38 protein-coding genes are annotated in these 24,291 nt (G+C 60.9%); 21 read left to right on the top strand and 17 right to left on the bottom strand.

The features are described from left to right. Positions 1-538 precede the first annotated feature (538 nt). Entirely contained in the window at positions 539-3,373 is a 2,835-nt protein-coding gene (gene uvrA / locus FSV73_RS23700) for an excinuclease ABC subunit UvrA (RefSeq protein WP_145012437.1), read from the bottom strand. A gap of 269 nt (positions 3,374-3,642) precedes the next feature. On the opposite strand from uvrA, the gene FSV73_RS23695 reads away from it, so the two are divergent. Both FSV73_RS23695 and ssb read left to right on the top strand, forming a co-directional pair. Beyond that, the gene (locus tag FSV73_RS23695) at positions 3,643-5,031 is read left to right on the top strand and encodes an MFS transporter (RefSeq protein ID WP_145012434.1); all 1,389 of its coding nucleotides are present in this window, start codon (positions 3,643-3,645) and stop codon (positions 5,029-5,031) included. A gap of 25 nt (positions 5,032-5,056) precedes the next feature. Continuing rightward, complete coding sequence (ssb, locus tag FSV73_RS23690; protein WP_145012431.1) at positions 5,057-5,605, top strand: single-stranded DNA-binding protein; 549 nt, start codon at positions 5,057-5,059, stop codon at positions 5,603-5,605. 143 nt (positions 5,606-5,748) lie between these two features. Here ssb and FSV73_RS23685 read toward each other — a convergent pair whose 3' ends face one another. From FSV73_RS23685 to FSV73_RS23625, 14 genes are all read right to left on the bottom strand, one after another. Further along, positions 5,749-6,150 (bottom strand): hypothetical protein, encoded by a 402-nt coding sequence (locus tag FSV73_RS23685; protein ID WP_145012428.1) that lies wholly within the window; start codon positions 6,148-6,150, stop codon positions 5,749-5,751. Next, positions 6,143-7,276, bottom strand: coding sequence for a hypothetical protein (locus tag FSV73_RS23680; RefSeq protein ID WP_145012425.1), 1,134 nt, complete (start codon positions 7,274-7,276; stop codon positions 6,143-6,145). Before FSV73_RS23680 ends, FSV73_RS23685 begins: the two co-directional genes overlap by 8 nt. 84 nt (positions 7,277-7,360) lie before the next feature. Beyond that, positions 7,361-8,539, bottom strand: coding sequence for an Arm DNA-binding domain-containing protein (locus FSV73_RS23675; RefSeq protein WP_145012422.1), 1,179 nt, complete (start codon positions 8,537-8,539; stop codon positions 7,361-7,363). A gap of 157 nt (positions 8,540-8,696) precedes the next feature. Continuing rightward, positions 8,697-9,062: a hypothetical protein gene (locus tag FSV73_RS23665; RefSeq protein ID WP_145012418.1), complete on the bottom strand. Its 366-nt coding sequence runs from the start codon at positions 9,060-9,062 to the stop codon at positions 8,697-8,699. Further along, entirely contained in the window at positions 9,055-9,786 is a 732-nt protein-coding gene (locus FSV73_RS23660; protein WP_145012415.1) for an Lcl domain-containing protein, read from the bottom strand. The genes FSV73_RS23665 and FSV73_RS23660 overlap by 8 nt, the downstream gene beginning before the upstream one ends. Beyond that, positions 9,783-9,998, bottom strand: coding sequence for a hypothetical protein (locus FSV73_RS23655; RefSeq protein WP_145012412.1), 216 nt, complete (start codon positions 9,996-9,998; stop codon positions 9,783-9,785). Before FSV73_RS23655 ends, FSV73_RS23660 begins: the two co-directional genes overlap by 4 nt. Further along, positions 9,991-10,164 (bottom strand): hypothetical protein, encoded by a 174-nt coding sequence (locus FSV73_RS25675; protein ID WP_186309324.1) that lies wholly within the window; start codon positions 10,162-10,164, stop codon positions 9,991-9,993. The genes FSV73_RS23655 and FSV73_RS25675 overlap by 8 nt, the downstream gene beginning before the upstream one ends. Beyond that, positions 10,161-10,313 (bottom strand): hypothetical protein, encoded by a 153-nt coding sequence (locus FSV73_RS25670; protein ID WP_186309323.1) that lies wholly within the window; start codon positions 10,311-10,313, stop codon positions 10,161-10,163. Before FSV73_RS25670 ends, FSV73_RS25675 begins: the two co-directional genes overlap by 4 nt. Before the next feature lie 44 nt (positions 10,314-10,357). Further along, positions 10,358-11,194 carry a prohibitin family protein gene (locus FSV73_RS23650; protein WP_145012409.1) on the bottom strand — a complete coding sequence of 279 codons (837 nt, stop codon included), beginning with the start codon at positions 11,192-11,194 and terminating at the stop codon, positions 10,358-10,360. 7 nt (positions 11,195-11,201) lie between these two features. Further along, the gene (locus FSV73_RS23645; protein WP_145012406.1) at positions 11,202-11,429 is read right to left on the bottom strand and encodes a hypothetical protein; all 228 of its coding nucleotides are present in this window, start codon (positions 11,427-11,429) and stop codon (positions 11,202-11,204) included. 14 nt (positions 11,430-11,443) lie between these two features. Next, positions 11,444-11,659, bottom strand: coding sequence for a hypothetical protein (locus tag FSV73_RS23640; protein WP_145012403.1), 216 nt, complete (start codon positions 11,657-11,659; stop codon positions 11,444-11,446). A 242-nt stretch (positions 11,660-11,901) separates the two neighbouring features. Beyond that, on the bottom strand, positions 11,902-12,279 hold the full coding sequence (locus FSV73_RS23635; protein WP_145012400.1) for a response regulator transcription factor: 378 nt from the start codon (positions 12,277-12,279) through the stop codon (positions 11,902-11,904). Between the two features lie 115 nt (positions 12,280-12,394). Beyond that, the gene (locus tag FSV73_RS23630; protein ID WP_186309322.1) at positions 12,395-12,649 is read right to left on the bottom strand and encodes a DUF1654 domain-containing protein; all 255 of its coding nucleotides are present in this window, start codon (positions 12,647-12,649) and stop codon (positions 12,395-12,397) included. Between the two features lie 130 nt (positions 12,650-12,779). Next, entirely contained in the window at positions 12,780-13,439 is a 660-nt protein-coding gene (locus FSV73_RS23625; protein ID WP_145012395.1) for an XRE family transcriptional regulator, read from the bottom strand. 86 nt (positions 13,440-13,525) lie between these two features. Between FSV73_RS23625 and FSV73_RS23620 the strand changes: the two genes are divergently transcribed. From FSV73_RS23620 to FSV73_RS23555, 14 genes are all read left to right on the top strand, one after another. Then, a complete protein-coding gene (locus tag FSV73_RS23620) occupies positions 13,526-13,846 on the top strand; it encodes a transcriptional regulator (RefSeq protein WP_145012392.1) in 321 nt (106 codons plus the stop codon). A gap of 130 nt (positions 13,847-13,976) precedes the next feature. Then, positions 13,977-14,285, top strand: coding sequence for a hypothetical protein (locus FSV73_RS23615; RefSeq protein ID WP_145012389.1), 309 nt, complete (start codon positions 13,977-13,979; stop codon positions 14,283-14,285). Then, entirely contained in the window at positions 14,282-14,572 is a 291-nt protein-coding gene (locus FSV73_RS23610) for a hypothetical protein (protein ID WP_145012386.1), read from the top strand. Before FSV73_RS23615 ends, FSV73_RS23610 begins: the two co-directional genes overlap by 4 nt. Beyond that, positions 14,569-14,796 (top strand): hypothetical protein, encoded by a 228-nt coding sequence (locus FSV73_RS23605; RefSeq protein ID WP_145012383.1) that lies wholly within the window; start codon positions 14,569-14,571, stop codon positions 14,794-14,796. Before FSV73_RS23610 ends, FSV73_RS23605 begins: the two co-directional genes overlap by 4 nt. Beyond that, entirely contained in the window at positions 14,793-15,575 is a 783-nt protein-coding gene (locus FSV73_RS23600) for a BRO-N domain-containing protein (RefSeq protein ID WP_145012380.1), read from the top strand. The genes FSV73_RS23605 and FSV73_RS23600 overlap by 4 nt, the downstream gene beginning before the upstream one ends. Then, positions 15,572-15,865 carry a hypothetical protein gene (locus FSV73_RS23595; protein ID WP_145012377.1) on the top strand — a complete coding sequence of 98 codons (294 nt, stop codon included), beginning with the start codon at positions 15,572-15,574 and terminating at the stop codon, positions 15,863-15,865. Before FSV73_RS23600 ends, FSV73_RS23595 begins: the two co-directional genes overlap by 4 nt. Then, complete coding sequence (locus FSV73_RS23590; protein WP_145012374.1) at positions 15,862-16,641, top strand: helix-turn-helix domain-containing protein; 780 nt, start codon at positions 15,862-15,864, stop codon at positions 16,639-16,641. The genes FSV73_RS23595 and FSV73_RS23590 overlap by 4 nt, the downstream gene beginning before the upstream one ends. Further along, on the top strand, positions 16,635-17,447 hold the full coding sequence (locus FSV73_RS23585; RefSeq protein WP_145012371.1) for an ATP-binding protein: 813 nt from the start codon (positions 16,635-16,637) through the stop codon (positions 17,445-17,447). Before FSV73_RS23590 ends, FSV73_RS23585 begins: the two co-directional genes overlap by 7 nt. Further along, positions 17,444-18,814, top strand: coding sequence for a replicative DNA helicase (gene dnaB / locus FSV73_RS23580; protein WP_145012367.1), 1,371 nt, complete (start codon positions 17,444-17,446; stop codon positions 18,812-18,814). Before FSV73_RS23585 ends, dnaB begins: the two co-directional genes overlap by 4 nt. Next, positions 18,811-19,119, top strand: coding sequence for a hypothetical protein (locus FSV73_RS23575; protein WP_145012364.1), 309 nt, complete (start codon positions 18,811-18,813; stop codon positions 19,117-19,119). Before dnaB ends, FSV73_RS23575 begins: the two co-directional genes overlap by 4 nt. A gap of 2 nt (positions 19,120-19,121) precedes the next feature. Beyond that, the gene (locus tag FSV73_RS23570; RefSeq protein ID WP_145012361.1) at positions 19,122-19,406 is read left to right on the top strand and encodes a hypothetical protein; all 285 of its coding nucleotides are present in this window, start codon (positions 19,122-19,124) and stop codon (positions 19,404-19,406) included. Then, a complete protein-coding gene (locus FSV73_RS23565) occupies positions 19,403-19,981 on the top strand; it encodes a hypothetical protein (protein WP_145012358.1) in 579 nt (192 codons plus the stop codon). Before FSV73_RS23570 ends, FSV73_RS23565 begins: the two co-directional genes overlap by 4 nt. 522 nt (positions 19,982-20,503) lie before the next feature. Beyond that, the gene (locus FSV73_RS23560) at positions 20,504-20,695 is read left to right on the top strand and encodes a Com family DNA-binding transcriptional regulator (protein ID WP_145012452.1); all 192 of its coding nucleotides are present in this window, start codon (positions 20,504-20,506) and stop codon (positions 20,693-20,695) included. A gap of 6 nt (positions 20,696-20,701) precedes the next feature. Continuing rightward, positions 20,702-21,430, top strand: coding sequence for a polysaccharide lyase family 7 protein (locus FSV73_RS23555; RefSeq protein ID WP_145012355.1), 729 nt, complete (start codon positions 20,702-20,704; stop codon positions 21,428-21,430). A gap of 45 nt (positions 21,431-21,475) precedes the next feature. Here FSV73_RS23555 and FSV73_RS23550 read toward each other — a convergent pair whose 3' ends face one another. Together FSV73_RS23550 and FSV73_RS23545 are read right to left on the bottom strand one after the other, a co-directional pair. After that, a complete protein-coding gene (locus FSV73_RS23550) occupies positions 21,476-21,763 on the bottom strand; it encodes an XRE family transcriptional regulator (RefSeq protein ID WP_145012352.1) in 288 nt (95 codons plus the stop codon). Positions 21,764-21,807: 44 nt separating this feature from the next. Further along, on the bottom strand, positions 21,808-22,005 hold the full coding sequence (locus tag FSV73_RS23545; RefSeq protein WP_437179311.1) for a hypothetical protein: 198 nt from the start codon (positions 22,003-22,005) through the stop codon (positions 21,808-21,810). Positions 22,006-22,182: 177 nt separating this feature from the next. Between FSV73_RS23545 and FSV73_RS23540 the strand changes: the two genes are divergently transcribed. From FSV73_RS23540 to FSV73_RS23520, 5 genes are all read left to right on the top strand, one after another. Continuing rightward, on the top strand, positions 22,183-22,488 hold the full coding sequence (locus tag FSV73_RS23540; RefSeq protein ID WP_145012348.1) for a hypothetical protein: 306 nt from the start codon (positions 22,183-22,185) through the stop codon (positions 22,486-22,488). Further along, on the top strand, positions 22,488-22,814 hold the full coding sequence (locus FSV73_RS23535) for a hypothetical protein (RefSeq protein ID WP_145012345.1): 327 nt from the start codon (positions 22,488-22,490) through the stop codon (positions 22,812-22,814). Before FSV73_RS23540 ends, FSV73_RS23535 begins: the two co-directional genes overlap by 1 nt. Beyond that, positions 22,811-23,062 carry a hypothetical protein gene (locus tag FSV73_RS23530; RefSeq protein ID WP_145012342.1) on the top strand — a complete coding sequence of 84 codons (252 nt, stop codon included), beginning with the start codon at positions 22,811-22,813 and terminating at the stop codon, positions 23,060-23,062. Before FSV73_RS23535 ends, FSV73_RS23530 begins: the two co-directional genes overlap by 4 nt. A gap of 381 nt (positions 23,063-23,443) precedes the next feature. Then, complete coding sequence (locus FSV73_RS23525; protein ID WP_145012339.1) at positions 23,444-23,629, top strand: hypothetical protein; 186 nt, start codon at positions 23,444-23,446, stop codon at positions 23,627-23,629. Continuing rightward, positions 23,629-23,967: an HNH endonuclease signature motif containing protein gene (locus tag FSV73_RS23520; RefSeq protein ID WP_145012336.1), complete on the top strand. Its 339-nt coding sequence runs from the start codon at positions 23,629-23,631 to the stop codon at positions 23,965-23,967. The genes FSV73_RS23525 and FSV73_RS23520 overlap by 1 nt, the downstream gene beginning before the upstream one ends. The last annotated feature ends 324 nt before the right edge of the window (positions 23,968-24,291 follow it).

The following is a 24,291-nucleotide window of genomic DNA, read 5'->3' as shown; positions in this document are numbered from 1 at the left end:
TCAAGCGCCTAACACCCAGCACCCCCGCTCAGTTCACTCTGGCGGGGGTGTTGTCTTTGGGGCAGGAAAAGTTTGGCGGGGGTGCTGAAAGGCTTGAGGCGGAAGCGGGTGGCTGCGGGGTTTGGGGCTGCCCTCACCCCAACCCTCTCCCCGAGGGAGAGGGGGCTAGGAGCGGTGCTGCGGGGGGGGTTGCGTGTGGCCTGATGGGCCAGGTGCCGCTGGAGCCTCCAAGAGCAATAGCAGCCACAGCCCGGCTGCGCCGGGCTCTCGCGGCCATGGGCTGCTCCTACAAGAGTCCTACCGTAGGAGCGGCCGCATTGGCGGACCGCCATGGCTGCGATAGATACGTAGGTTGGGCTGAGTTTGCGAAGCCCAACGTTCGAGCGGTACGTGGGCTAGGGGCTACAGGCTACAGGCCACGGAGCGGGCCTGGAGGTTGGGCTTCGCTGCGCTCAGCCCAACCTACCAAAGTACCAAGACAGAGCAATTAAAAGCCCGGCATTGGCCGGGCTTTTTGCGTTTTGGAAAGTATTCGGGATTACTCCCGGTCACGTTCCAGCAGGGGCTTGAGGAAGTGGCCGGTATAGGACTTCTTGTTCGCCGCGACCTCTTCGGGTGTACCCGTGGCGATGATCTGGCCGCCCTTGGAGCCGCCTTCCGGGCCCAGGTCCACCAACCAGTCGGCGGTCTTGATGACGTCCAGGTTGTGCTCGATGACCACCACGGTATTGCCGTGATCCCTCAGGCGATGCAGCACGTCCAGCAACTGCTGGATGTCGGCGAAGTGCAGGCCGGTGGTGGGTTCGTCGAGGATATAGAGCGTCTTGCCGGTATCCCGCTTGGACAACTCCCGCGCCAGCTTCACGCGTTGTGCCTCGCCGCCCGACAGGGTCGTGGCACTCTGGCCCAGGCGGATGTAGGAGAGGCCCACATCGATCAGCGTCTGCAGCTTGCGTGCGAGGGCCGGGATGGATTCGAAGAAGGCGTGGGCCTCTTCGATGGTCATATCCAGGACCTCGGTGATGGTCTTGCCCTTGTATTTCACCTCCAGGGTCTCGCGGTTGTACCTCTTGCCCTTGCAGACGTCGCAAGCGACGTAGACATCCGGCAGGAAGTGCATCTCCACCTTGATCACGCCATCGCCCTGGCAGGCCTCGCAGCGGCCGCCCTTGACGTTGAAGGAGAAGCGTCCTGGGGTGTACCCGCGGGAGCGGGATTCCGGTACGCCGGAGAACAGCTCGCGAATCGGCGTGAAGAGACCGGTGTAGGTCGCCGGGTTGGAACGCGGTGTCCGGCCGATGGGGCTCTGATCGATATCCACCACCTTGTCCAGATGCTGCATGCCATCGAAGCTGTCATGGGCGGCGACCTCCAGGGTCGTCGCGTCATTGAGCGCCGTGGCAGTCAGCGGGAACAGGGTGTTGTTGATCAGGGTCGACTTGCCGGAGCCGGAGACCCCGGTCACGCAGGTCAGCAGACCAACCGGAATCTCCAGGTTGACGTTCTGCAGGTTGTTGCCGCGCGCGCCTTTCAGCTTCAGCAGCTTCTTCTTGTCCCGCGGCGTGCGCTTGGCCGGCACCACGATCTTCTTGCGACCCGACAGGTACTGGCCGGTAACCGAGTCGGGGTGCTGCATGACCTGGTCCGGGGTGCCTTCCGCGATGATCTGGCCGCCGTGCACGCCCGCGCCGGGGCCGATATCGATGACGTAGTCCGCCAGGCGAATGGCATCCTCGTCGTGCTCGACGACGATGACGGTGTTACCCAGGTCGCGCAGGTGGGTCAGGGTGCCCAGCAGGCGTTCGTTGTCGCGCTGGTGCAGGCCAATGGAGGGTTCGTCGAGGATGTACATGACGCCCACCAGGCCGGCACCGATCTGGCTGGCCAGGCGGATGCGCTGGGCTTCACCGCCGGACAGGGTATCGGCGCTGCGGTCGAGGGTCAGGTAGTCGAGTCCCACGTTGACCAGGAACTGCAGGCGCTCGCGGATTTCCTTGAGGATCTTGTCGGCGATCTGTTGCCGCTGGCCCTTGAGGGTGAGGTCCTGGAAGTATTGGGTGGCGTCGCCCACCGGCAGGCGGGTGACGGCTGGCAGGGTCTTGTCACCAACCCACACGTGGCGCGCTTCGCGCCGCAGGCGGGTGCCGTTGCAGTCCGGGCAGTGCTGGGTGCTCAGGTACTTGGCCAGCTCCTCGCGCACGCTCTGGGATTCGGTCTCGCGGTAGCGGCGCTCCAGGTTGGGCAGGATGCCTTCGAAGGGATGGGCACGCTTGACGATGTCGCCACGGTCATTGAGGTAGCGGAAGTTGACGCTTTCCCGACCCGAACCGCTGAGGATCGCCTTGCGGTGCTTGTCATCGAGGCGCTTGAAGGGCTCGTCCAGGCTGAAGCCATAGTGACTGGCCAGCGAGCCCAGCATCTGGAAGTAATAGACGTTGCGCCTGTCCCAGCCACGAATGGCGCCTTCGCTGAGACTGAGCTCTTCGTTGACGACCCGCCGGGCGTCGAAGAACTGCTTCACGCCGAGGCCGTCGCAGGTCGGGCAGGCGCCGGCCGGGTTGTTGAAGGAGAACAGCTTGGGTTCCAGCTCGCCGATGGAGAAGCCGCAGATCGGGCAGGCGAAGCGGGCGGAAAAGACGATCTCCTCGCCACTGTCACCTTCCATGGGCGCGATGATGGCGATGTCGTCGGCCAGCTTCAGCGCCGTCTCGAAGGACTCCGCCAGGCGCTGCTGCAGGTCTTCGCGCACCTTGAATCTGTCCACCACCACTTCGATGGTGTGCTTCTTCTGCTTGTCGAGCTTGGGCAGCTCGTCCATCTCGTGCAGGCGACCATTGACGCGCACGCGGACGAAGCCCTGGGCACGCAGCTCCTCGAACACCGACAGGTGCTCACCCTTGCGTTCGCGCACGATGGGCGCGAGCAGCATCAGCCGCTGGCCTTCCGGCATGGCCAGCACCTGGTCGACCATCTGGCTGACGGTCTGGGCTTCCAGGGGCACGTCGTGTTCCGGGCACCGCGGTGTGCCGACGCGGGCATAGAGCAGGCGCAGGTAGTCGTAGATCTCGGTGATGGTGCCGACCGTGGAGCGCGGGTTGTGCGAGGTGGACTTCTGCTCGATGGAGATCGCCGGGGACAGGCCTTCGATGGTGTCCACATCGGGCTTTTCCATCATCGAGAGGAACTGGCGGGCATAGGCCGACAGGGATTCCACGTAGCGGCGCTGGCCCTCGGCATAGAGGGTGTCGAAGGCCAGGGAGGATTTGCCGGAACCGGACAGCCCGGTGATGACGATGAGCTTGTCCCGGGGAAGGGTAAGGTCGATGTTCTTCAGGTTATGGGTGCGGGCCCCACGGATGAGGATTTTATCCACGTAGACTTCTGCCTCGTTTTGGCGACGCTTCGATAGGAAAGAGGTCTCGTCTCAGGCTGCGGCTATCTGCCGCGCCTGTGAGAGAGGGGTCAAGACTGGTAAAATTGCTGGCCCGACAGCGGTGATCGGGCGTTCGTGATCCTGGCGGTCGGGAATGTTCGGACGAGCGCTCGGCTATCTTCACCGCTTCCTCCCTAAATGGTCATTGTCACGACTGTTTTAAAGCTGTGTGGCGACACAAAAGCCTGTCGCCGACGAGAGGATTATCAATGCTCGACAAGCGCAGCGAAGCCATGAGCGGCGTAGAACGCCGTGCCGCCCTGGGGCTGGCCCTGGTCTTCGCCTTTCGTATGCTCGGTATGTTCATGGTGCTCCCGGTCCTGGCTACCTATGGTCAGGAGCTGGCGGATGCCACTCCGGCACTCATCGGCCTCGCCATCGGTGCCTATGGTTTGACCCAAGCGGTCTTGCAAATTCCCCTGGGGACGCTGTCCGATCGCATCGGCCGGCGCCCCATCATCATAGGTGGACTGCTGGTGTTCGCTCTTGGTGCCGCCATCGCCGCCAATGCCCACTCCATCTGGGGCGTCATCGCCGGTCGCATCGTGCAGGGCGGCGGGGCCATCTCCGCGGCCATCATGGCGCTGCTGTCGGACCTGACGCGTGAGCAGCACAGGACCAAGGCGATGGCGACCATCGGCATGAGCATCGGGGTGTCCTTCGCCGTGGCGATGGTCGCCGGACCGCTGCTGACCCGCGCCTATGGTCTCTCCGGACTGTTCTGGGCCACCTGCGGGCTGGCCCTGGTCGGCCTGGTCATCGTGCTGTTCCTGGTTCCGCGCCATGCCTCGCCCTTCGCCCACCGGGAGTCGAACCTGGCGCGCCAGGCACTCGGAGCGACGCTGCGCAACCGCGACCTGCTACGGCTGGACTTCGGCATCCTGTCGCTGCACGCCGTGCTGATGGCCAGCTTCGTCGTCCTGCCGCTGGCCCTGGCCGGCCATGCCGGCCTGCCCAAGGAAGAACACTGGTGGGTCTACCTCACGGCGCTGGTGGTCGGCTTTTTCGCCATGGTCCCCTTCATCATCTATGGTGAAAAGAAGCGCCGCATGAAGCGCGTGCTGGTAGGCGCCATCAGCGTCCTGGTGCTGTGCGAGCTGTACTTCTTTTTCTTCAGCAACAGCCTGGTGGCACTGGTCATCGGCATCGTGGTGTTCTTCACCGCCTTCAATCTGCTGGAGGCCTCGCTGCCTTCGCTGGTGAGCAAGGTGGCGCCTGCCGGTGGAAAGGGCACGGCGATGGGGATCTACTCCACCAGTCAGTTCCTAGGTTCCGCATTGGGCGGTATCCTCGGTGGCTGGCTGTTCCAGCATGGTGGCCTGTCCACCGTCTTCCTGGGTTGTGCTGCGCTTTGCCTGGGCTGGGCGGTGATTGCTGGTACGATGCGGGAACCACCCTATGTCACCAGTCTGCGTTTGCCGGTTGCCTCCGCGCTAGTCAACGACCAGGGATTGGTCGAACGCCTGTTGGCCCTGGCCGGAGTGACCGATGCGGTAATGGTGGCGGAAGAACAAGCCGTCTACATCAAGATCGATACTAAAATCGTCGATCGAGCGAAATTGGAGCGACTGGTAAGCCAAACGCCAGTCGCCGCTTGATCGACAGGCTCATCAGGAGATCCATATGGCCCGTGGCGTCAACAAAGTCATCCTCGTCGGCAACGCCGGCGCCGATCCCGAAACCCGTTACATGCCCAATGGCAATGCCGTGACCAACGTCACCCTGGCCACCAGCGAGAGCTGGAAGGACAAGCAGACCGGCCAGCAGCAGGATCGTACCGAGTGGCACCGCGTGGTGTTCTTCGGCCGTCTCGCCGAGATCGCGGGCGAATACATCCGCAAGGGCTCCCAGGTCTATGTCGAGGGCACTCTGCGTACCCGCAAGTGGCAGGGACAGGACGGTCAGGATCGCTACACCACCGAAATCGTGGTCGACATCAACGGCAACATGCAGTTGCTCGGTGGCCGCGGTGGCAGTGCCGGCGGTAACGACGAATACAACCAGAGCGCGCCTGCGCCTCAGCAGCAACGTGCTCCCCGTCCGCAGCAGGCAGCCCCCCAGGGTGGCGGTCAGCAGTACGACCAGCGTCCTCCGCAGCAGCCGCAGTCCCGGCCGCAGCAGCAGCCTGCCCAGCAGGACTACGACAGCTTCGACGACGACATCCCGTTCTAAATCGCGGGCAAAGAAAAAGGGCAGCCAATGGCTGCCCTTTCTTTTTGGTGGAGGCGGGGGGATTTGAACCCCCGTCTAGGCCGCATCTGGCGCGGCCTTCGCCTCGAAACCTGGCATAAAGCTGTCATTCCTGGGTAGATTCATCACGGTGCCTGGAACAGGCATCCCCTGGCCTGTGCAATTCGTCTAAGCCTGGTAGCCACTTTTTCCTGCTCTCTCTGCGAGTGCAGCGAGTAATCTGCGATCGCGTGAGCTGCATTCCCTGCACCCTCGCTGGATGGCAGTACCGGATCTTCTTCGCATGAAATCTGCTCTGCCTGGAACTCGCCTACAGTAATCCCAAACACCGCCGCTGATTTCTTACCGCCAGCTGTGTAGTTAAGATGTGAGTCCTGAGGTGATACCATCGAAGATCGATCAACGGACATCCGATTCTCATCCCCCCTATATGGCATGAATCTGTTCCGGGCGGGGACGCCGTCGACGAAAAAATCTGGATGAATTTGACGTAATAATACTTCTGAATTGTCGACTAGCTTAGTCATGTTCGGTTTTCGTCCTTGAGTCGAGTATCGCAAGGAAGTCATCATTTGCAGACGGATAGTGCTCTGTGTCGATCTCGTCTTCGCCGTCGAGTGATAATCCAGAAAGACTTATGCGCCCATCAACTTCGATCCGAATAAAGTATTCCCAGTCGTTGGTTTCAAACTCGACTAGTAAGCTGCCTTCTTCTGAAGGGTAAAGACGATATCGTTCGGCCAGGTCTTTGGTTTTTCTAAATAGCTCACGGCAACTTGATACGGCGCGAGAGCTGGCGGCCGCGCCTGCGCCATCCATCCAGCCGTCTTTGAAGTCGCTAATATAACGTAGTCTGGAAGCAAGCTTCTGCTGCGCATCAGACATGGTTTCAATAAGTTCTATATCTTTTACAGCGATAACATTTCTGAGTTTATCGCTGTGGTCGAGTTCGATGCTTAGATCAAATTGAACTTCAGAGCCTATGCTTCCATCGAAATCTTCAATTACACGCTTAGTATCAAGCGGGATTGTTATGTCACCATGCTTTTCAGTCCTAACTAGAATCGAGCTTGTTCGTTCGTCGGCAATACAGCCTATGAGCGTTCCAAGTCCTTCAAAGCCTGCCTCGTATGTTTCTCTAACTCGGGTTATTAGTTCCTTTCTTCGGTTTATGTCAAAGAAAATGACTTGCCCGTTAGCGTCTTTCGAGTTGAGGAACTCAATTCTTTCGCCTGGCCTCAGTCTCGCACCGAACTTGTTGAGAGCTTTAATATGCTCATAGGATAGAGAGTTAGGGAATACGTCGTTTGCGGCATCGTCGATAAGCCGGACTATATCGCTATATGATTTGCTGACAATTGATTGGAGTTGATCTGCAAGTCCCGGTAGGGTTTCTTGCGCAGTAGATTTGTTCCAATCAATTTTGGGTATGGCGCTGCCTTCTTCGATGGCGGTTAGATCAAAATCCAAACTTTTGTCGAATCCTTTCGGCACTCGTTTGTATTGCTGATTTTGCCTGTGCCATTCATCTTTTGCATAAGCGACCAGCAAATCTCTAAAAGCTGGAAGGTCAGACAAGACGTCAACAGGAAGCCTGGCCTTGTTGAAGCGGGCTCCTACGTAACGCAGCTGAAAGCTTTCTAAGTCGTCCATAGTTCTCTCGTATCCCCAGCGAGGCGCGCCATTCACGTGCAATCCAGCGCAGTGAGGCAGAGCCGAACAATGCCAATTGCCGCGTCAGGTTGCAATCGACTCTTTAGGCGTACCGAGGAATGAGCCGAAAGCCGTCACCGCTTTTAGCCCGACCTGGTCATCGGCGGTGGGCATCCATCTTCCATAGACCCTGGCGATCATCGTCCAATCGCTATGGCCCAATTGCTTTGCAACCCACATTGGATGCTCGCCGGCCGAGAGCATCATTGAGGCGTAGGTGTGGCGGGTCTGGTAGGGACGCCGGTAGCGCACGCCTGATCTCTTCAGGATATGCGCCCACATCGTTTTCCGGATCGGCTGATCTCCGGCCCATCGCTCTAGGGTGCGCGGGTTCTGGAATATCTCGACGCCGGCCAGGAAGGTGAATCCCTTCTGTGCCTTGAGCGCTTCCATCGCTGGGGCAAGCAGTTTGATCGAGCGCCGCCCCGAGGTCGTCTTCGTCACTTCGGCCTCGCCACCGGCGGCCTGGGTCATCGCCTTACTCACCCTGATCTCGCCGCGCAGCCAGTCGACATCGCCCCAGTCCAGCGCCACCAGCTCACTGGTGCGCATTCCGGTCCACAGGGCGAACTGGATCAGGTTCCGGGCCTGACCGGTGGCCGCCGCCAGGATCGCGCGCTGCTCCTCGGGGGTGAACGGATCCACATCATCCTCCCGGGCCGGCGCCTCCTTCCGGGCATAGGTCCACCCAGCCAGCGGGTTCAGCTCCAGGATCTCCTCGTCTACTGCGTCGTTCAGCGCCGAGCGAAGGCAGCTCTGGATATTGCTTAGCGTCTTGTTGCCCACCTCAAGGGTGTCCAGCCAGTCCTTCAGAGCCTTCCGCTTGAAGTCCACCACCATCACCTCGCCGAACTGCGGTACCAGGCGCATGGTGATGATCTTCCGGTAGCCTTCGAAGGTGCTGCTCGCGACATGCTTCCGCTTCGCCTCCAGCCAACCCGTCAGGAAGCCGGCCATGGTCTTCCGGCTGCTCTCCGGTGCGAACTGCAACGCCCTGGCCGAGCCTGGGAACGTCACTGCGTAGTCGAAGGCGCCGCGGGCGATCGCATCCAGGATTGCTGCGCGGTGCTGCTCGGCGCGCTTTAGGTTAGTGGCGGTGGGCTTGAGCGCGACCCGTTCACGACACCTAACACCGCGGTACATGAACGAGATTTCGATGCTCGTGTCCGAGACTGGCCTGACTCCTCGCCCATCTCTACCCATGACTCATACCCCTGCATATCCATGAGCGTCCGGCCATCCGGCGCCCGAAACCATACTTCGCCGAGCTTCCAGATCCCGTCCCGGATCTTGGAGCGCACGGCGTCCTCCGTGTAGCCTGTTTCCTGGGCGAACTTCCTGATGGTCAGGTATCTCGCCATCACTTCCCGCCTTCGTGACATGTCACGTTTTGCCGTTTCGACCGGGCCTCCTGGCGCTCAGGAAACGCTTCACCCTCCCAAGGCCCAGGCATTCCTCTGATCCTTTCCCTTGGCACGTACCGCTGCGGGCGCTTCGACGCGAAGATTCGTTCGCAGGCCGCCACTAGGTCAGCGCGACCCTTCGTGTCGAGCAGTTCCTGCCCAGCCTGAGCGCCGACCCCAACCCATCCCAGCTTGTCCTTGCCTCCATTGGCCGTCTTGAACAGGCGATAGCGTTTGCCGCTCCGGGTGCCGGGCGAAGAGGTCTCGGTGTTGAGGAAGTAGCCGACACCATCCTGGATGATTTTCAGCACGGTCCTAGTCATGGCGCACTTCCCCAGTGCCCACCAAGGCATCCACGAACTCTGCCGCGCGACCATAGAAGCGGCCCGAGTCTTCGTTGACGAAGCGCTCGACGACCGCGACCACCTCATCGCGGGACGCGGGTCGAGATTCATGGCCCCGTTCGGAGCCATCCGTAGCCGCATCGTGGATGAAGCCAAGCGGCTTGATAGGTACCGACCTGATCGGGCGGATCCCCTTCACCTTGAAGCCCCAGTTCGACGACGAGTTGTTCCAGTTGCGCATCATCACCGCCCAGGCGCCGCCGGCGGTGCGCTGGGTGCTGCTCCAGTACTCGCCGTGGCAGAACGCCTGCGCTGGACCGCTCGGCCCCTGGTGTGCATACCAGACCTCCCACTTCGGCAGCTGGCACAGGTTCGCCCGAATCAGCTGCAGCTCCTCGATCGCCGGCAGGTGCCAGTCGTCGAAGCCGCGGATGCTCATGGCCAGAATCTGCGCGGCGATGGTGCTACCGGCCTCGGCCATGGCGCGGGTGTTCGCCCGGCCGTCATGGCAGCTGCAGGCGCCCCGGATGTTGGGTCGCGGGCCATCCTTGTCCCACCAGGCGGCTGCCAGCTCGTGATCACGGCCTGAATCGACCAGGGCATGCTCCTGGCCGTCGAAGTAGATCCGGCCGGCGTAGAAGCCACCCGCGAAGGGCTGCCCGACTCGCGGAAGTGCGGCAGGGTTGATCGGCTGGCGTCTCATGCTTCCTCCTGCGGCTCGTGCCGCGCAATGATCGAGCCGAGCGAGCTGGTAACGGATGCCAAGTCAGCATGGCGCACCGGATCGGCCTCCTGATCGCGCATCTGGACCAGGCTGGTGAGGAGACCGAGCAACAACACATGAGTCAGCTCGTCCATCTTCGGCTCGCAGGGCGGAATGGCCTGGAGGCCATCGAGTGGGATCACCTCATCCATGGCGCACCTCCTGCGGCAGGATCTGCTGGCGCCCGGCTGGAAGCGTGATGCCGCAGGCCAGCGACAGCTCCAGCAGTTGCTGCACGGTGGTATTCGGGTTCTGCATGGCCTGTCCCAGGGCGACCAGCTGACGGCCCTGGGCGGCTATAGGGGCGGGGACTTTCATGCTCTGCGCTCCAGTGCCCAATGGGCAGCCAGGGAGATGGCCGCGCCGATCATGATGGCCGCCATCGTGTTGGTGTTGGGGGTCTTGTCGATAGTGAAGGCGAGGGCGCTGCCCAGGCCGACCCAAAGGAACACGTGGATGCGGGTCATAAGGTCTCCAGCGGGGAGGCCGATGGCCGCCCCTGGCATATGGGTTACTTGGAAAGGCCAATGAAGGGCATAGGTGCGCCGGGCGAGAGGTAGGTGGGAAGCTTGCCATCCCACTTCTCGACGGCGTTCAGGGTCACCACGTCCGGGTTCGAGCGCAGCGCCTGAGCACGGATCTGAATCGCCTTGGCGTCAGCCTCGGCCAGGGTTAGCTTGGCGTCGGCCTCGCCCTGAGCCCTGGCACGCTCCTTGTCCGCTTCGGCTTTGGCCTGGGCGACTTCGTTGCGGCGCTGCTCGGCCATCTGGGTGGCCTGGATCTTGGCGTTCAGGCTGTTCGTTACCTGCGGCGGGAGCACCAGGTCGGCGGCGTAGTAGATGCGCTCGATGTTGATGCCGATGGGCTTCACCTGCTGGCGCACCCGATCCTCGACGGCCAGCAGCAGGTCGGCCTTGCCGGCGCCGTAGACGCTCTCGACTGGCTGCTTCGAGGCGACGTCGTTGAAGGCATCCCGCACCATGTTGCGCAGGAATTTGTTGGTGATCTCGTCGATGCCTGCCCGGTACTTCTGGAACAGGGTAGTGACCTTGTCCGGATCCACCGAGTAGGTGATACCGACCGCGCTGCCGACCTTCATGCCCTCGACGGTCTGGAAGCTGATCGATTCGGCGTCGGACCAGGTCTCGGTCTGGGTGAAGGTGGGGAACAGGAAAAGCTCTTCATTCCAACCGACCCAGTAACGCCCGGTGCCGACCTCCTTGAGGTCCACACCCTTCTCGCTGCCGTACAGGTTGACGATCACGCCGACGTTGCCGGCTGGGACCTTGGAGCAGCCCGCCAGAGCGGCGAGCAGGCACGCGGCCAGGATCATGGTGATGCGTTTCATCTTGGTGTTACTCCTTGGAGGTGGCCGCGGTGCGGCGTTTGGTGAGGAGATACCAGGCGACCGCGGCAGAGGCGGCCAGCCAGATAGGGGGGATAGCGAAGCCCAGGATCACCATCGCGGTGTCGCGGCTGCTGACGAGCGCCGGTGCGAAACCGCGCAGCAGGGCGCCGGATAGGCTGAGCCAGAAGAAGAAGGCGATCACGGCGAGGAAGAGGCGGAGGGGCGAGATGGTCATAGCTTTCTCCGAGGTCATGCGGCCTGGGCGCCGCGAAGGTTGCTGATGGTCTGCTCCAGGTCGGCCAGGCGGGAGCGGATTGCGCCCCACAGGTGGCTGACGGCCGGGTCGGATAGGAGGCGGCGGTATTCGGCAGCCATGTGATCGCCAGCCGGGAGGAGGGCGGTATGCAATTGCATGGTGTCGGCGCTGCTGGCGCGCTGGGCGAGCCACTGGGCATAGCTGGACATCGGTTCCTCCAGGCAAGGCTTCGCCCCGCCGCGATAGTTGGCTTTCGCAAAAAGGCTGGTGGTCACTGCACTGCACACCGCTCTGGATGGGCAGGACGCTGACAACCGGGTTACTCGTCCTGGTAGCCGATGATCACCATCGGTTGATCCTTCACCGGCTCCGCCAGGTACTGGGTGACGCCGAAAAAACCAGCGCAGGTGACGATGAAAACGACGATGAACAGGCGCATGGTGCGTCCTCCTCAAGCGGTATGTGCCGCATCCTCTCGGGCTTTCAGAACACGCATCTCGACGACACGGCGACTTGGGCCGCGCCGAAGATGGTCTCCATCGAAGGAGGTAGCTGCCTGATAGCCCCCGAAGCTAGCGATGATCACCATCAAAGGTCCGATGACGCCGCGGCGCAGAGCTTCACCCACGAGGCCTGCACGGTTGTTGACGCCCAGCTTGAAGAATGCTCGGTCCAGAGCCTTCTTGACCGTTCCGGGCGCCAGTCCTAGTGTCCGAGCAATCTGCTTGGTCTGCTCACCAGCCGCGGCACATAGCAATGCCTTGAGCTCGCCTTCAGCTAGAACGCCTATGCGGCCTTTGAAATTTCCGTAGGTGCGAGTGCTTTCCATAACATCCTCCAGGGCATGGGAGGAATATAAGTTCACTTAATCTGTTGGTCAATAAGCTGAGTTATATATTTTCACGCAGGCGATAAAAAGCCCGCATCGCTGCGGGCTCGGGGTATCACTCGTCGCCAGTCGGGCGGCTCCAGATGAAGGTGACGTCGTCCCCATCCTGCCGGACCTGCACCATCCCCGACTCCTGGACTTCATCGGTCAGCTTTTCCCAGTCCTCCTCGAAGTCGCCCTCAAGCCTCCTGACCGTGCAGCGCTGGGCAAGCTGAGCCTTCGGCTCTCTCAGCTGCGCATTGACTCGCTGCGCCAGGCGCTCGTAGCTGGTGACAAGTACTTTAGAGCTGACAGACTTCGCTTTGGACACGAGGGATACCTCCTTACTGTGATACTGTTTAAATGTACAGTAGTGCAGCAAGGCAGCATTCGCAAGGCGAGACGGGTAGCACAAAAGAACTAGGCACAAAAAAGCCCGTGAGGTGGCGGGCTTGCTGCGATCAGTAGGCCCTGACCTGGCTTGGCGGTACCAGCATGGTCACCGCGTGGATGATCTCGATCTGTTCCCAGGTGAGCGCCTTCCGGCCGTAGGCCGAGTTGACTGAGGAGACGTGCACGGCGTCATCGGTGCAGTACAAGAACTCCTTCACCATGCTCTCGCCATCGTCGTACTCGCTCTTGAGCCGGATGTGGACGTACTCGCCGGCGGCCGGCTCGCTGCCTGGTCCGCACACGGCCACCCAGCCGCTGCGAATCGCCGGCGCCATGGAGTCACCGCGCAGGCGGATGGCGTAGGCCTCTGGATCATTGGTCGGGACGAAGACATAGCCGTCGCCTGGGCCGAGGGATAGCCAGTACCCCTCGGGTCCGAGTTGAGCGGTTCCCACGATCGGTACGTTCCTCCATTGAGGCGCCTGCAGGTCGACTTGCTCGACGTGATCCTGCTGCAGGGCCATGTTCATTTCGCCCCGGCCCTCCGCAAGCCAAACCGGATTCACCTTGCAGATCAGGGCGATTTTCAATAGATGCGTGCTCGTCCGAGCAATGCCGCTTTCCAGCTGGCTGATTGCTACCTGGGACACCTTGAGCCGCTCAGCCAGAGCCTTCTGTGTGAGGCCAGCCTTCTTACGCGACGCCTTGACGCGATCTTTGAGTTCCATGGAATCAATCCTATAAGTCGACTTATGGGGCTTGCAAATAATTAAACTTCTCTTATCCTATAAGTTGACTTATTCGGAGGTTCGCCGTGGTCATTCACGTCAAGCGGCTCATCGACTTCTTTGGTGGGCAGTCGCGCACAGCAGCCGCCATGGGAGTAACGCAGTCCGCAGTTTCGCAGTGGGCTAGCGGCGCTATCGGCATGTCCGCGTCTCGCGCTTTGCTGGCGCAGCAGTTGACCGGCGGCGAAGTCCTGGCCACTGAGCTGTGCCCTGCCTTAGCAAAGGCAGCACAGCTCAAGCCGATGGAGAAATTCTGCTCCGAACATAGCGGATTGACATCTGGGCCCGATGGGTCTGTACGGGCATCCAGTGCTAAGGCAGGTGTGGCAATGACCAGCCCTCCCTAGCCGCTATAGCTGAAGACTGTGCCGTCTGTTTTCTACCCCGCAGACAGCACAAAGCCCGCTTGCAGGCGGGCTTCGAAACGAACTGTTAGAGCAGTTCGCAGGGGTAACTCATGTCCAGAGAAGGGACGTCATGAAAAATACCACCAGCAACACCGCTCCGCAACTTGAAACCGTCAGCGTGTCTTTTATGGATATTCCCAGCGGCCACGCGGCCCTGTGCGTGATGGAAAACATTCCCGTCTCGGAGGTCATGGCCCGCGTCGAGGGCGCTTTGAATGGCGCCTTCCAACTGCTCCGCCGGATTGCCGATGACGATAACGAGGAAGGGCGCAACGCAACCAGCTGCGAAGTCGAGGCTTTGGGTTTCCTAATCGAGACGGCAGCCGCTATGCAGACCTCTTGCCGACGTGCAATCGATCGCGCGGAAGGTGTGAAATGAAGCGCCTGATGGGTAACGGCACGCATCTCGACATTGGCGACGACGGGGTCAACGGTAGGACCAGTCTTTTTGTCACGTCCTTCGGCGCCCCGGCTGGGGCCTCCCTCACGGCTGCCGCAGAGCTTCTCAACGCAGCCCACCGCGACCTGGCGGTACTCATGGCCGACAACATCACCAACGGCGCTCTCTTCAGCCGCCTGGTGATGATCAGCCATGCCGTGGGATCGGCAGAGGCTGTCTGCTGGGACGCATCTCAGGCCCTGGATGAGACCGGAGGTGCAGCATGAGCACCTTCCAGGACTTCGCCGGCCTATTCGATGAGAAGGTCACTCCCGCAATCCAGCAGCACTTTACTAAAACCGGTGCGGCGCCAGTTCAAATCGTATCGGGCCTCTTCTTCCACCTCGCCGCCGAGCTGCACATGCAGGGCGTTCCTGGTGACCTGATCCTGCAGATTGCTGAGTCGGGCATTGAGGCAGGCGAGAAGCTGAACGGGAGTGCGCCGGCATGAACATGACCCCCTTTGACTTCAACGGTCGCCAGGTGCGCGTCATCGTTGACGAGCATGGTGAGCCCTGGTTCATCGCTATGGAGGTGGCTGAGATCCTGGGCTACTCCGATTCCAACAAGATGACGACCCGGCTCGACGACGATGAGAAGCAAAACCGCCAAATCGGCGGTTTTGGACCCCGAGGCGTTACCACAATCAACGAGCCTGGTCTTTATGCCGCCGTCATCGGCAGCACGAAGCCAGAGGCCAAGACCTTCAAACGCTGGGTGACACACGATGTACTGCCCAGCATCCGGAAGACAGGTAGCTATTCCAGGCCGATGACCCAGGCCGAGCTGATTGCTGCCAGCGCAAACCAACTGGTTGCCATTGAGCGCCAGCAGGCTGCCCATCAGGTGGAGATTGAGCGGGTGCAAGGCATCCAGGCCGACCATGCTCGGCTTATTGAGGATCTGAGCCACTCCCACGTTTGGGACCATTGCCCGCAGAACTGCCTATCGCTTACTGGCGTCAAGGCGGAGATGAGCAAGCGCTATGGCCTTTCCGGTCCGGTGGTTGATTTCGTCCTGAAGAACTGGATGCACCAGCCGCACCCGGCGGGAATGGTCCGCAACGGCCACGAAGACGCTAAGGGCTCGCAGTACCAGATCTGGGCGAAGACCAGCGTCACCATGGCCTTCAAGCGCTTCGTCGCTGGCTGCCAGATGGTCACCCCTACCCAAGCCGAACACCCAGACATCCAGGGCCGCTTCCAACTGCGGCTCAAGGGGGCCGTATGACCGCATCCAAGCAAGACCTGATCGCCCGCGTTGCCCAGTCCGCCATCGATGTCGTCCATGCCGAGAACGCCTATCGGGCGGCCCGGGGCGAGCTGCGCAGCATGTACGACACCTACTTCGACGCCTACGGGCGTCCGGAAGGGAGCATCGATCCGGAAAAGGAGGAATGGGAGGGCGTGATCCGCTTCACCGCTAAGGCCCACCGCCGGCGCCTGAAGGCTCGCGATGTGCTGAAGAATGCTAAAGCCCGGATGGGCCGCGCTGTGCGGGCGCTGGAGCGTGCCGTATGAGCGTTCAAGCGATGACCTGGGCGATGGATCAGCAGATCGTAACGGAGCCGCATGCGCGGCACGTCCTGCTGTGCCTTGCTAACTATGCCGACAAATTCGGACGTGCAGCCTTCCCGTCCATTTCCACCCTCAGCCTCGACACCGGCCTGGCGCCTCGCACTATCCAGTACCGCCTCCGCGATCTGGAAGGCGCCGGCCTGATCGCGAAGGGAAACCAGGCGGTGGCTGCCGCCTATATTGATCGCAAGGACCGAGTGCCCGTCTGCTACGAAGTGATCCTCGAACGGGGTGCACAGCATGCACGGGGTGCACGTCAGGACGAAACGGGGTGCACGCCAGAGCAGAACGGGGTGCACGCCAAGACAGAGCGGGGTGCACAGCATGCACCCAATCCGTCATTGAACCATCAGGGAACCACCATTGAACCGACTACCGTCACCGAGGTGACTGGTGCAGATCAGTCAGTGGAGCAGTTTTCCCAGTTCTGGAGCCGGTACCCGAAGAAGGTCCAGCGCAAGGACGCCCTAAAGGCCTGGACGAAGCTCAAGCCGAACGCCGACCTGTTCGCCAGGATCATGACCGCCCTGGGCAACCAGATGGCCAGCCATGACTGGCTCAAGGAGAACGGCCGGTACATCCCGAACGGCGCAACCTGGCTGAACGGAGAGCGCTGGCTGGATGAGGTGGTCAAAGGTGCCGCTGGCGCTCGCCGGTCAGGCCTGGGCGATCTTCCCCAGCACACTGCTGACCAGTACGGGGAGGGCAACCAATGGTAAGCCACGCCCCTATCTTCACCCGCGCCCCTGCCATCATCCAGGTGGATCACAACTCGCGTCATTGCCCTGACCACGGCAGCTATGCCCACCAGCAGGTCGAGCAGTTCGACGGCGCCCCGCGGACCAAGGGCTGCAGCCGCTGTCAGTGGCAAGCTTTGAACCTGGCCGACGTGCCCAGTGGCCAGCGCGCCAACGCTCAGGCCGAGGCTGCGAGGACTCTCGTGAACGAGCGGCTGATTCGCAGCGGCGTCACTGAGCGCTTCAAGGCCTGCACCTTCGACAGCTTCATGGCTCGCTCGAAGGAGCAGGCTCACGCCCTGTCCGTCTGCCAGGCTTACGCCGCCGAGTTTCCTGCCCGCTACCAGGCCGGCCAGTGCTTGCTGATGCTGGGCAACGTCGGGACCGGCAAGACCCACCTGGCAAGCGCCGTCGTGCAGCAGGTGATCCGTCGGCACCGGGCCCAGGCCGTTATCGTTTCGGCATCGTCGATCTTCCGGGCGGCTAAGGCGGCCATGTCGCGCACGGCGACCTTCACCGAGGAGAACGTCCTGGCCGAGCTGGCCGGCTTCGACCTGCTGGTGGTGGACGAAGTGGGCGCCAGCAAGGGTAGCGACTGGGAGGTAGCCCTGCTCCACGAAGTTATCGACCGTCGCTATCAGGGCGTGCGACCGACCATCGTCATCAGCAACCTCGATCGCCAGGGTATGCAGGATTACATCGGCGCTCGCGCCATGGACCGCCTGCGCCAGGGCGGAGGAGAGCTGATCGGCTTCACCTGGAACTCCGAGCGGAGGACTGCCCCATGACCCGCGAGCTATTCAGCCTCGAGGCTGAGCACAACGTCCTGGGCGCCATGCTGCAACGGCCGGAGCTGATCGACGTGCTGATGGCCGACCTGAAGGCCTCGGACTTCTACGACCGCGACTGCGCCGAGGTCTTCCGCGCCATTCAGGTGATGCAGAGCCAGGGCCAGCCGGTGGACGCCTTCACCGTGGCCGACAAGATCGGGATGCTGAGCGATGGCACGCTGGCGCTGGGCTTCACTGGCCAGCTCCACCACAACGTCACAGCCGCCTCCAATGCGAAGGAGTACGCCCGGATCGTGCGGGAGCGCGCCATGGATCGGGCTCTTCTAGGCCTGAGCCAGCGCATTGTCGACCTGGCGCACCAGAACGCACCGACCGAGGACAAGGTGGCGGCGATTCAGGCTGAGGTGCTTGGCCTCGATTCGGACACCACGTCCGAGGTGATCGTTGACGCATGGGACGTGCTGAGCGAGCACATGGCGACACTCGAACGCCGCGAGGAGCTGCAAGGCGGCTTTGAGGGGCTGAGCACTGGTATCCCGGATCTGGACGAGCTACTGCAGGGCCTGCGCCCGGAGCAACTGATCGTCATCGCCGGCCGCCCAGCCATGGGCAAGACCACCTTGGCGATGAACATCGCGGCAGACGTAGCCATTCGGCAGCGCAAGGTCGCCTTGGTGGTCAGCCTGGAGATGAGCAACGGCCAGCTGATGGACCGCTTCCTGGCTGCCGAGGGCAAGGTGCCGCTGCAGGACATCAAGGCTGGCCGCGGCTTCATTGGCGAGAACGGAATGCGCATGAACGCCGCTGGCGCCAAGATCAAGGACTCGGGCCTCAAGATGACCGACCGCCCCTGCCTGACTATGGGCCGCATCCGGGCCGAGGCACGCAAGAAGAAGCGCCAGAGCGGCCTAGACCTGGTGGTGATCGACTACCTGCAGCTTGTGGATGACGACGGCAACACCGACAACCGGGTGCAACAGGTCAGTGCGATCAGCAGGGGCTGCAAGCTCATGGCGCGCGAGCTCGGCTGCCCGGTGATCATCCTCAGTCAGTTGAGTCGCGACGTCGAGAAGCGCCCGAACAAGCGCCCGGTGCCGTCCGACCTGCGCGAGTCAGGCGCTATCGAGCAGGACGCCGACATGATCATGTTCGTCTATCGAGACGAGGTGTATCACCCGGACACCGAGGCCTTAGGCATCGCTGAAATCATCATCGGCAAGGGCCGCGACATCGAGACGGGCACCGTCCGAACGGCATTCCTGGGCCGCTTCAGCAAGTTCGAGCCGCTCGCTGTGTCCTCCATGGAGGAGGTGGAGGCCTCCCGGCCGTTCCAGGGCCGTAACTACGGGCGAGGTGCTGCATGAGCAGAAAGCAGCACGGGCCCGACCTGACCAAGAGGGTGCAGCCGATTTCGCGCTGCGTGACATGTCACGGCGTCGGGACCTACCGCGGCACCAGCTACGAGATGGATTGCCCGGCCTGCGACGGCGCCGGCTGGGTGCTGGCGGCCACCGCCGAGCCCATCCCGGAGCCGGAGGTCACCCTCACCCTATGCCGAAAGATCCGGGCGCTGGAACAGCAGCTCGCCACCCTGCAGCGGAAGCAGACCCCTACCTACTCCGAAAACAACCGCCGCGGGCCTGGCGCCTCGCACCGCACTGGAGATTGACCATGACCGTTACGAGCATTACGGCCGCACGTCCCAAGAAGTCCATGACCCAAGCCGAGATCAAGCTGCTTCAGGTGCTGGCTCAACGCCTGCCGCATGAGGCGATGGGGTTCGAGACCATGACCCAGTTGCTTCGATTGGTGGCTAGTTGGATGGGCTCACCCTCTCCGCTGGGTTTCGAGGCGTTCGCCAAGGCCTGGCTCCAGCAGGACAACTCGAAGAACGCCGCCGCCACGGACGCCTTGCGCGACATCTTCGGTCTGAATAGCGGCCCGGGGGCGGCATGAGCGTTTATGAGCGAGTAGGGGCGGCCATCGTTCGCGCCCTGGCGGCAGACAGCATCGACAACTCGGCCAAGCAGAGCTGGCAGAAGATCGTGACCAATGCGCCTTCGGGTGGCTTCGCGGACATGCTATCGGCCCGTGACCGGTTCGACTTCGACTGCTGCCTGCACGCGCTGCTGCACCGCGAGCTATCCAGCGGATGTTGGGACGTGCTGCTGGCAAAGTTTTCCAGTCATGACTACAACCGCATTCAGGCGATAGGCCGGCTGCATCCCCGTGTAACTTCTCCGGCGCCTAAGTTGTTCGTGATGAAGGCGACCGCAACCTGGGCGGTGCCGAAGATGAAAGGTCTCCAGCAGACCAAGGACGGGAAAGAGGTCAAGCGGTCTACCAAGGTGCTGATGTTCGAAGATCAGCTGTATGACATGAACACCTGGGACCTTGAGGCCCGGCCAGACTCAACGCGCAGCCGATGGCGTCGAGAGATCCACAAGCAGCTGGAGCGCCTGCTGGCCGAGGCACAGGTGCACGTCACAGAGATACTGGAGCGGGAGGGGTTGTTGAACGAGGTCGCTTGACAAGTGTGATCGAATGAGCGAAATTTCCCACCATCATCTACTCCGTCCGTCAGCGTGATGGAGAAGACCAAGACCCCGGCCAGCGCGCCGGGGTTTTTCGTATCTGGAGCAGAGTGTGAGCAATCAGTCTGAAAGGCTGCACGAAAGAGTCACAGAGCTTCTGAAGCAGGTTCATCAGCAGCAGGGGCCTATCCAGCGTCTGCGGTCAGAGTGCGAAGCGGCGGAGCGCACTCTTTATCAACTGCAGTGCGAAACCACGCGGGCAACTGAAGAGTGGATCGCTAATGAGATGCAGAGGGACTGAAGCTCGTCGTATCAACCGATTGATTTATCGGCTTCAAAAACAAAAGCCCCGACAATGTTCGGGGCTTTTGCGTATCTGGAGGAAAAAAGAGAGCGACCGCTGACGGTGTTACGAGCACCGACAGCGGACACTAACCTGCAGAGTATGCCTGCAAGCCAGCCAAGGCCCCCTGCTCGCGCGAGCGTGGCGGAGCCTAGCAGACCGAGGCTTTGCAGACCATGTTGAAAGATTGCCGTTGTGGACAGTGCAACCGACTACTCGCCCGCGTGGGTGAGTTCACCGAGCTCCAGATCAAATGCTCCCGCTGCGGGACGTTGAATCATGTGAAGGCCAAGAGCCTCGAGCAATCGCCTCTGAGCGACATGAGAGCAGCCCAAGCTGCACAACCTACTCATCAAGCAACGAGGTAACACCAGATGGCTACTGCACCCTTTGATCTTCACTGGAGCCTGACCACTCCTCAAATCGATGACAACACTAAGAAAGCCAAGACTTACAAGCCGTCTGAGCTGCCGACGCTCGATATCCCGAAGTACTTTCTAATCACTGATAGCTACGTGAAGCTCATCGCTCCGGTCGCTGGTGCCACCACTACACTGTCTGAAAAGACTCGTAGCGAGCTGCGGGAGTACACGGCGGATGGCAGCGCTGAGCAAAACTGGAAGGCTACTGGCGGTACTCATTCGATCGGCGCGTCCCTTGTAGTAAAGGATCTTCCGGATTCTGACGGCAAAGGTGGCGCCTTCATCGGTCAAATCCATGTCGAAGACGGCAAAAACCCGCTGCTAAAGTTCAAATGTGAAGACGACGGGAAAGGAACTCGAAATCTGATCGTATCGTTTCGGGCGAACCCTGATGCTAATACGGCTACGGCGAACAGCACGCTGATGTCTGGCGTAGCAAAGGGTGCTCGAATCCAGTACTACGCCAAGGTCAATTCTTCGGGCCAGCTGTCTGCCTATTTCGAGGTAAATGGTGACCGGAGAACCTTCTCTGGAGACCTCTCGCTGTGGGTGGCTCAGAACCCGAATACCGAGTTCTACTTCAAGGCGGGTGTCTACAACGATGTAGTGCCTGGGGCTTCTACCGGCGACACGGATACTTCTGAAGCTTGGTTCTACAAACTGACCACCACCCATTCCTAATGGGTTAGCAGCACAAGCCCAGCCATAGCGCTGGGCTTTTTCTTTCTACCCTTCGAGGTCCAGTGTGGCGCCGATCTCGCGCATCTTCGCGTAGATGGGTTCCAGCTGATCCTCAGGCAGGGTCAACCTAGCGGCGATAAAGAACAGCATCTGCGCGCCAAGCTCGCGGGGCTGCGCGCCCCCGGTGTACTTCCGCCATTGCCTACCATCAGACAGGCCTGCCAAGGACGCCATTTCGTCAGCGGTCGCCTTCATGCCTGCAGCTTTGAGCTGCGCCTTGAGCTGGGCTAGGTCTTCGGTGGTGGGCGGCTGGTAGTGCTGAATGCGCTGCATGGTGGACCTCAAAGAGAGACCCCGCTTTCGCGGGGCCTGGTGATTCAGAAGAAGAGCTTGATGACTATCGCCGTCACGCCGGCCACTGAGCTGACTAGGCCGGTGGCTACCGCGATGGGATACCACAGGGCGTCGGTGCGAAGCTTGCTGGTCTCGGCGTTCAGCTTGCTGGTTTCAGCCATCAGCTTGGCGATCTCCGAGTGGATTTTCTCAAGTTCGGCGCTGGTCATTTCGATGCTCATTGGTGCGTCCCTTTGGGGCTGTCGGGCCGCGCGTTGTGCGCTTCCCATGCGATGTATATTAGGCCCAATGGGCCTATTTGACAATAGGGCAACCTGCCTTTTGTCGTCATTTCCAAGGCTCGCTTCGGCGGGCCTTTTTCATGCCTGGAAGAGGGCAACACCTAGAGGGCAATGCCAGTGGATCAGATGCTGGAGGCCGTTCTGCTGTGGTGCATGCCGGGCCTGCTGGGCGGTTTCGGCGGAGTGATCAGCTACTTCTGGCCGCCGACCACCGAGATGCGCTTCTCCGCGAAGAGCTTCGCCATCAAGTTCCTGTCCGCTTTCTTCGTGGGCAAGGCGTGCGGCTACTTCATCCCCATGACCAACGAATACCGCTCGGGCTACCTGATGGTGCTCGGGTTCTGCGCCTACCCCGTGCTGGGAATGCTTGAAGTAAAGGTGAAGGGCGCGCTGGAGCGGTTCAACCCGCCTGGAGCTAACTGATGCTGCTGATCTCCATTGCTGCCGTACTGGCCTACGGCTTGGTCATTGCCCGTTGCATCTGGTTCGCCGCCAACGGCAACCGATTCCGCCAGGATGACCGGACCGAGGTTATGTTCATCGTCACGGCCTCTACCCTCTACGTGCTGGCGCACCTGGCTCTATGGCTGATGGAGCCGTGGAAGCTGATCAACAACAGCATGGCGAGCGCGCTAGTGGTAGGTCACACGATCTTCTGCGGCGCCTACTTCTTCCGCCGGATCGGCGCTCTGGTAGATGGTCGGGATCGCCGGCAGATTCAGCGTCGAGTGGGGAGGGCGCACGGATGAAGCAGGCACGAACCGCGTTCCGTTGGGTCTTGGCCCTAGTTGTGGTGTTTCTAGTGGGTACCGGCTCCGGCTACGTCACCCGCACTTGGGAATGCCGCAACACGCTGCAGACGATCTGGGTCGCAGCGCCAGGCTTCGAGGTCGGCTCCATGCAGGTGCCGGCCAAGCTCTACGCCATTGAGGTCTCAGCCTGCACGCTGCCAGAGCAGTGGGGTGGCCACCGGCAGCCGCTTGAGGGCTACCCTTAATCACCTTAAAACGACGTGAAACCACAACCACCCATCTTCGCTATACGGATTTCTCTGGTACCTAGTTACCTCGAAAAATAGCTCTTTCGAATCCTGAGTTATCAGGATCGTATAACTGCTATACCAGTCCGGAAAATCGTTCGTCTGGATGCCTAGCCAATCTGGAGCGCGGATCCTGGTTGTAGATCGGCCGTCTGCACTGGTGCTAAGACCATCTTCGCTTGTTACCCAATCGAAAGCCGTATTTGGCAAGACGACCATATCGTCCGCTGGAGTGTTGACCGTGATGGTCCCTATACCCTTCATGGCTAGCCCTTCGAGTTATTCGGTAATGAAGTAATAGCCGCAAGGATTTGAAGGTTCAAGACTCAGGAGGATGTGATGACCGAGCACGAAGAACTAATGGACGCCCTAACGCGACAGACCAAGGCGTTGCAGGCGCTAGCTGATAGCAACCGCGAGCTGGCCGACAGCAATCGCGTGATGGTGGACTTCATGGCCGACCAGATGGCTGAGGCTGAAGAGAAGGATGCGCCTCGCCACGACCTGGCAGGCCGGCCTATCTGATGGGCAAGCTACGGATGCTCAAGCCCAAGACCAAGGTGCTCAAAGAACGGACGGCAACCGTAGCGCCTGGCTCGTGGCGTACCTCCGCGCAGACCTCATCCCAGCGTGGCTATGGCTACAAGTGGCAGCAGGCTCGGCTGGTCCACCTACAACAGCATCCGCTATGTGTTTACTGCGAGCGAGCGGGGCGTGTGACTCTAGCGACCGTGGTCGACCATAGCACTCCTCATCGAGGAGATATGGAGATCTTCTGGGACCGGAGCCGATGGGTATCCCTGTGTGCTCATTGCCACTCTTCGGTTAAGCAGAAAGAAGAGAACCAGCAGTACTACCTCTAGAGGTCATCATGTCCAATGCGAAACAGGCAGCCTTATGCTGTGTGCCTGGCTGCTCGACTGTGGCCAATCGCAAGGGAGTGCAGATGTGCGAGATGCACTACACGCGTAAGCGGCGGACCGGGACGACGGACAAGCTGAGCAAGGTAAAACCAGGAACCCTGACCAATGCATATGGCTACAAGCTGACCCACTCGCCCGACCATCCTTTGCGGCGACAAAGCAACCGCGTCTACGAGCACCGGGTTGTCTATCCCGCTGAGCATGGCGATGGGCCGTTTAACTGTCACTGGTGCTCGCGAGTTATTACCTGGGATGACATGCATG

Source organism: Pseudomonas oryzihabitans (assembly GCF_007665395.1).
GTDB lineage: Bacteria > Pseudomonadota > Gammaproteobacteria > Pseudomonadales > Pseudomonadaceae > Chryseomonas > Chryseomonas psychrotolerans_C.
This window is presented reverse-complemented; position numbering and strand designations above follow the sequence as displayed.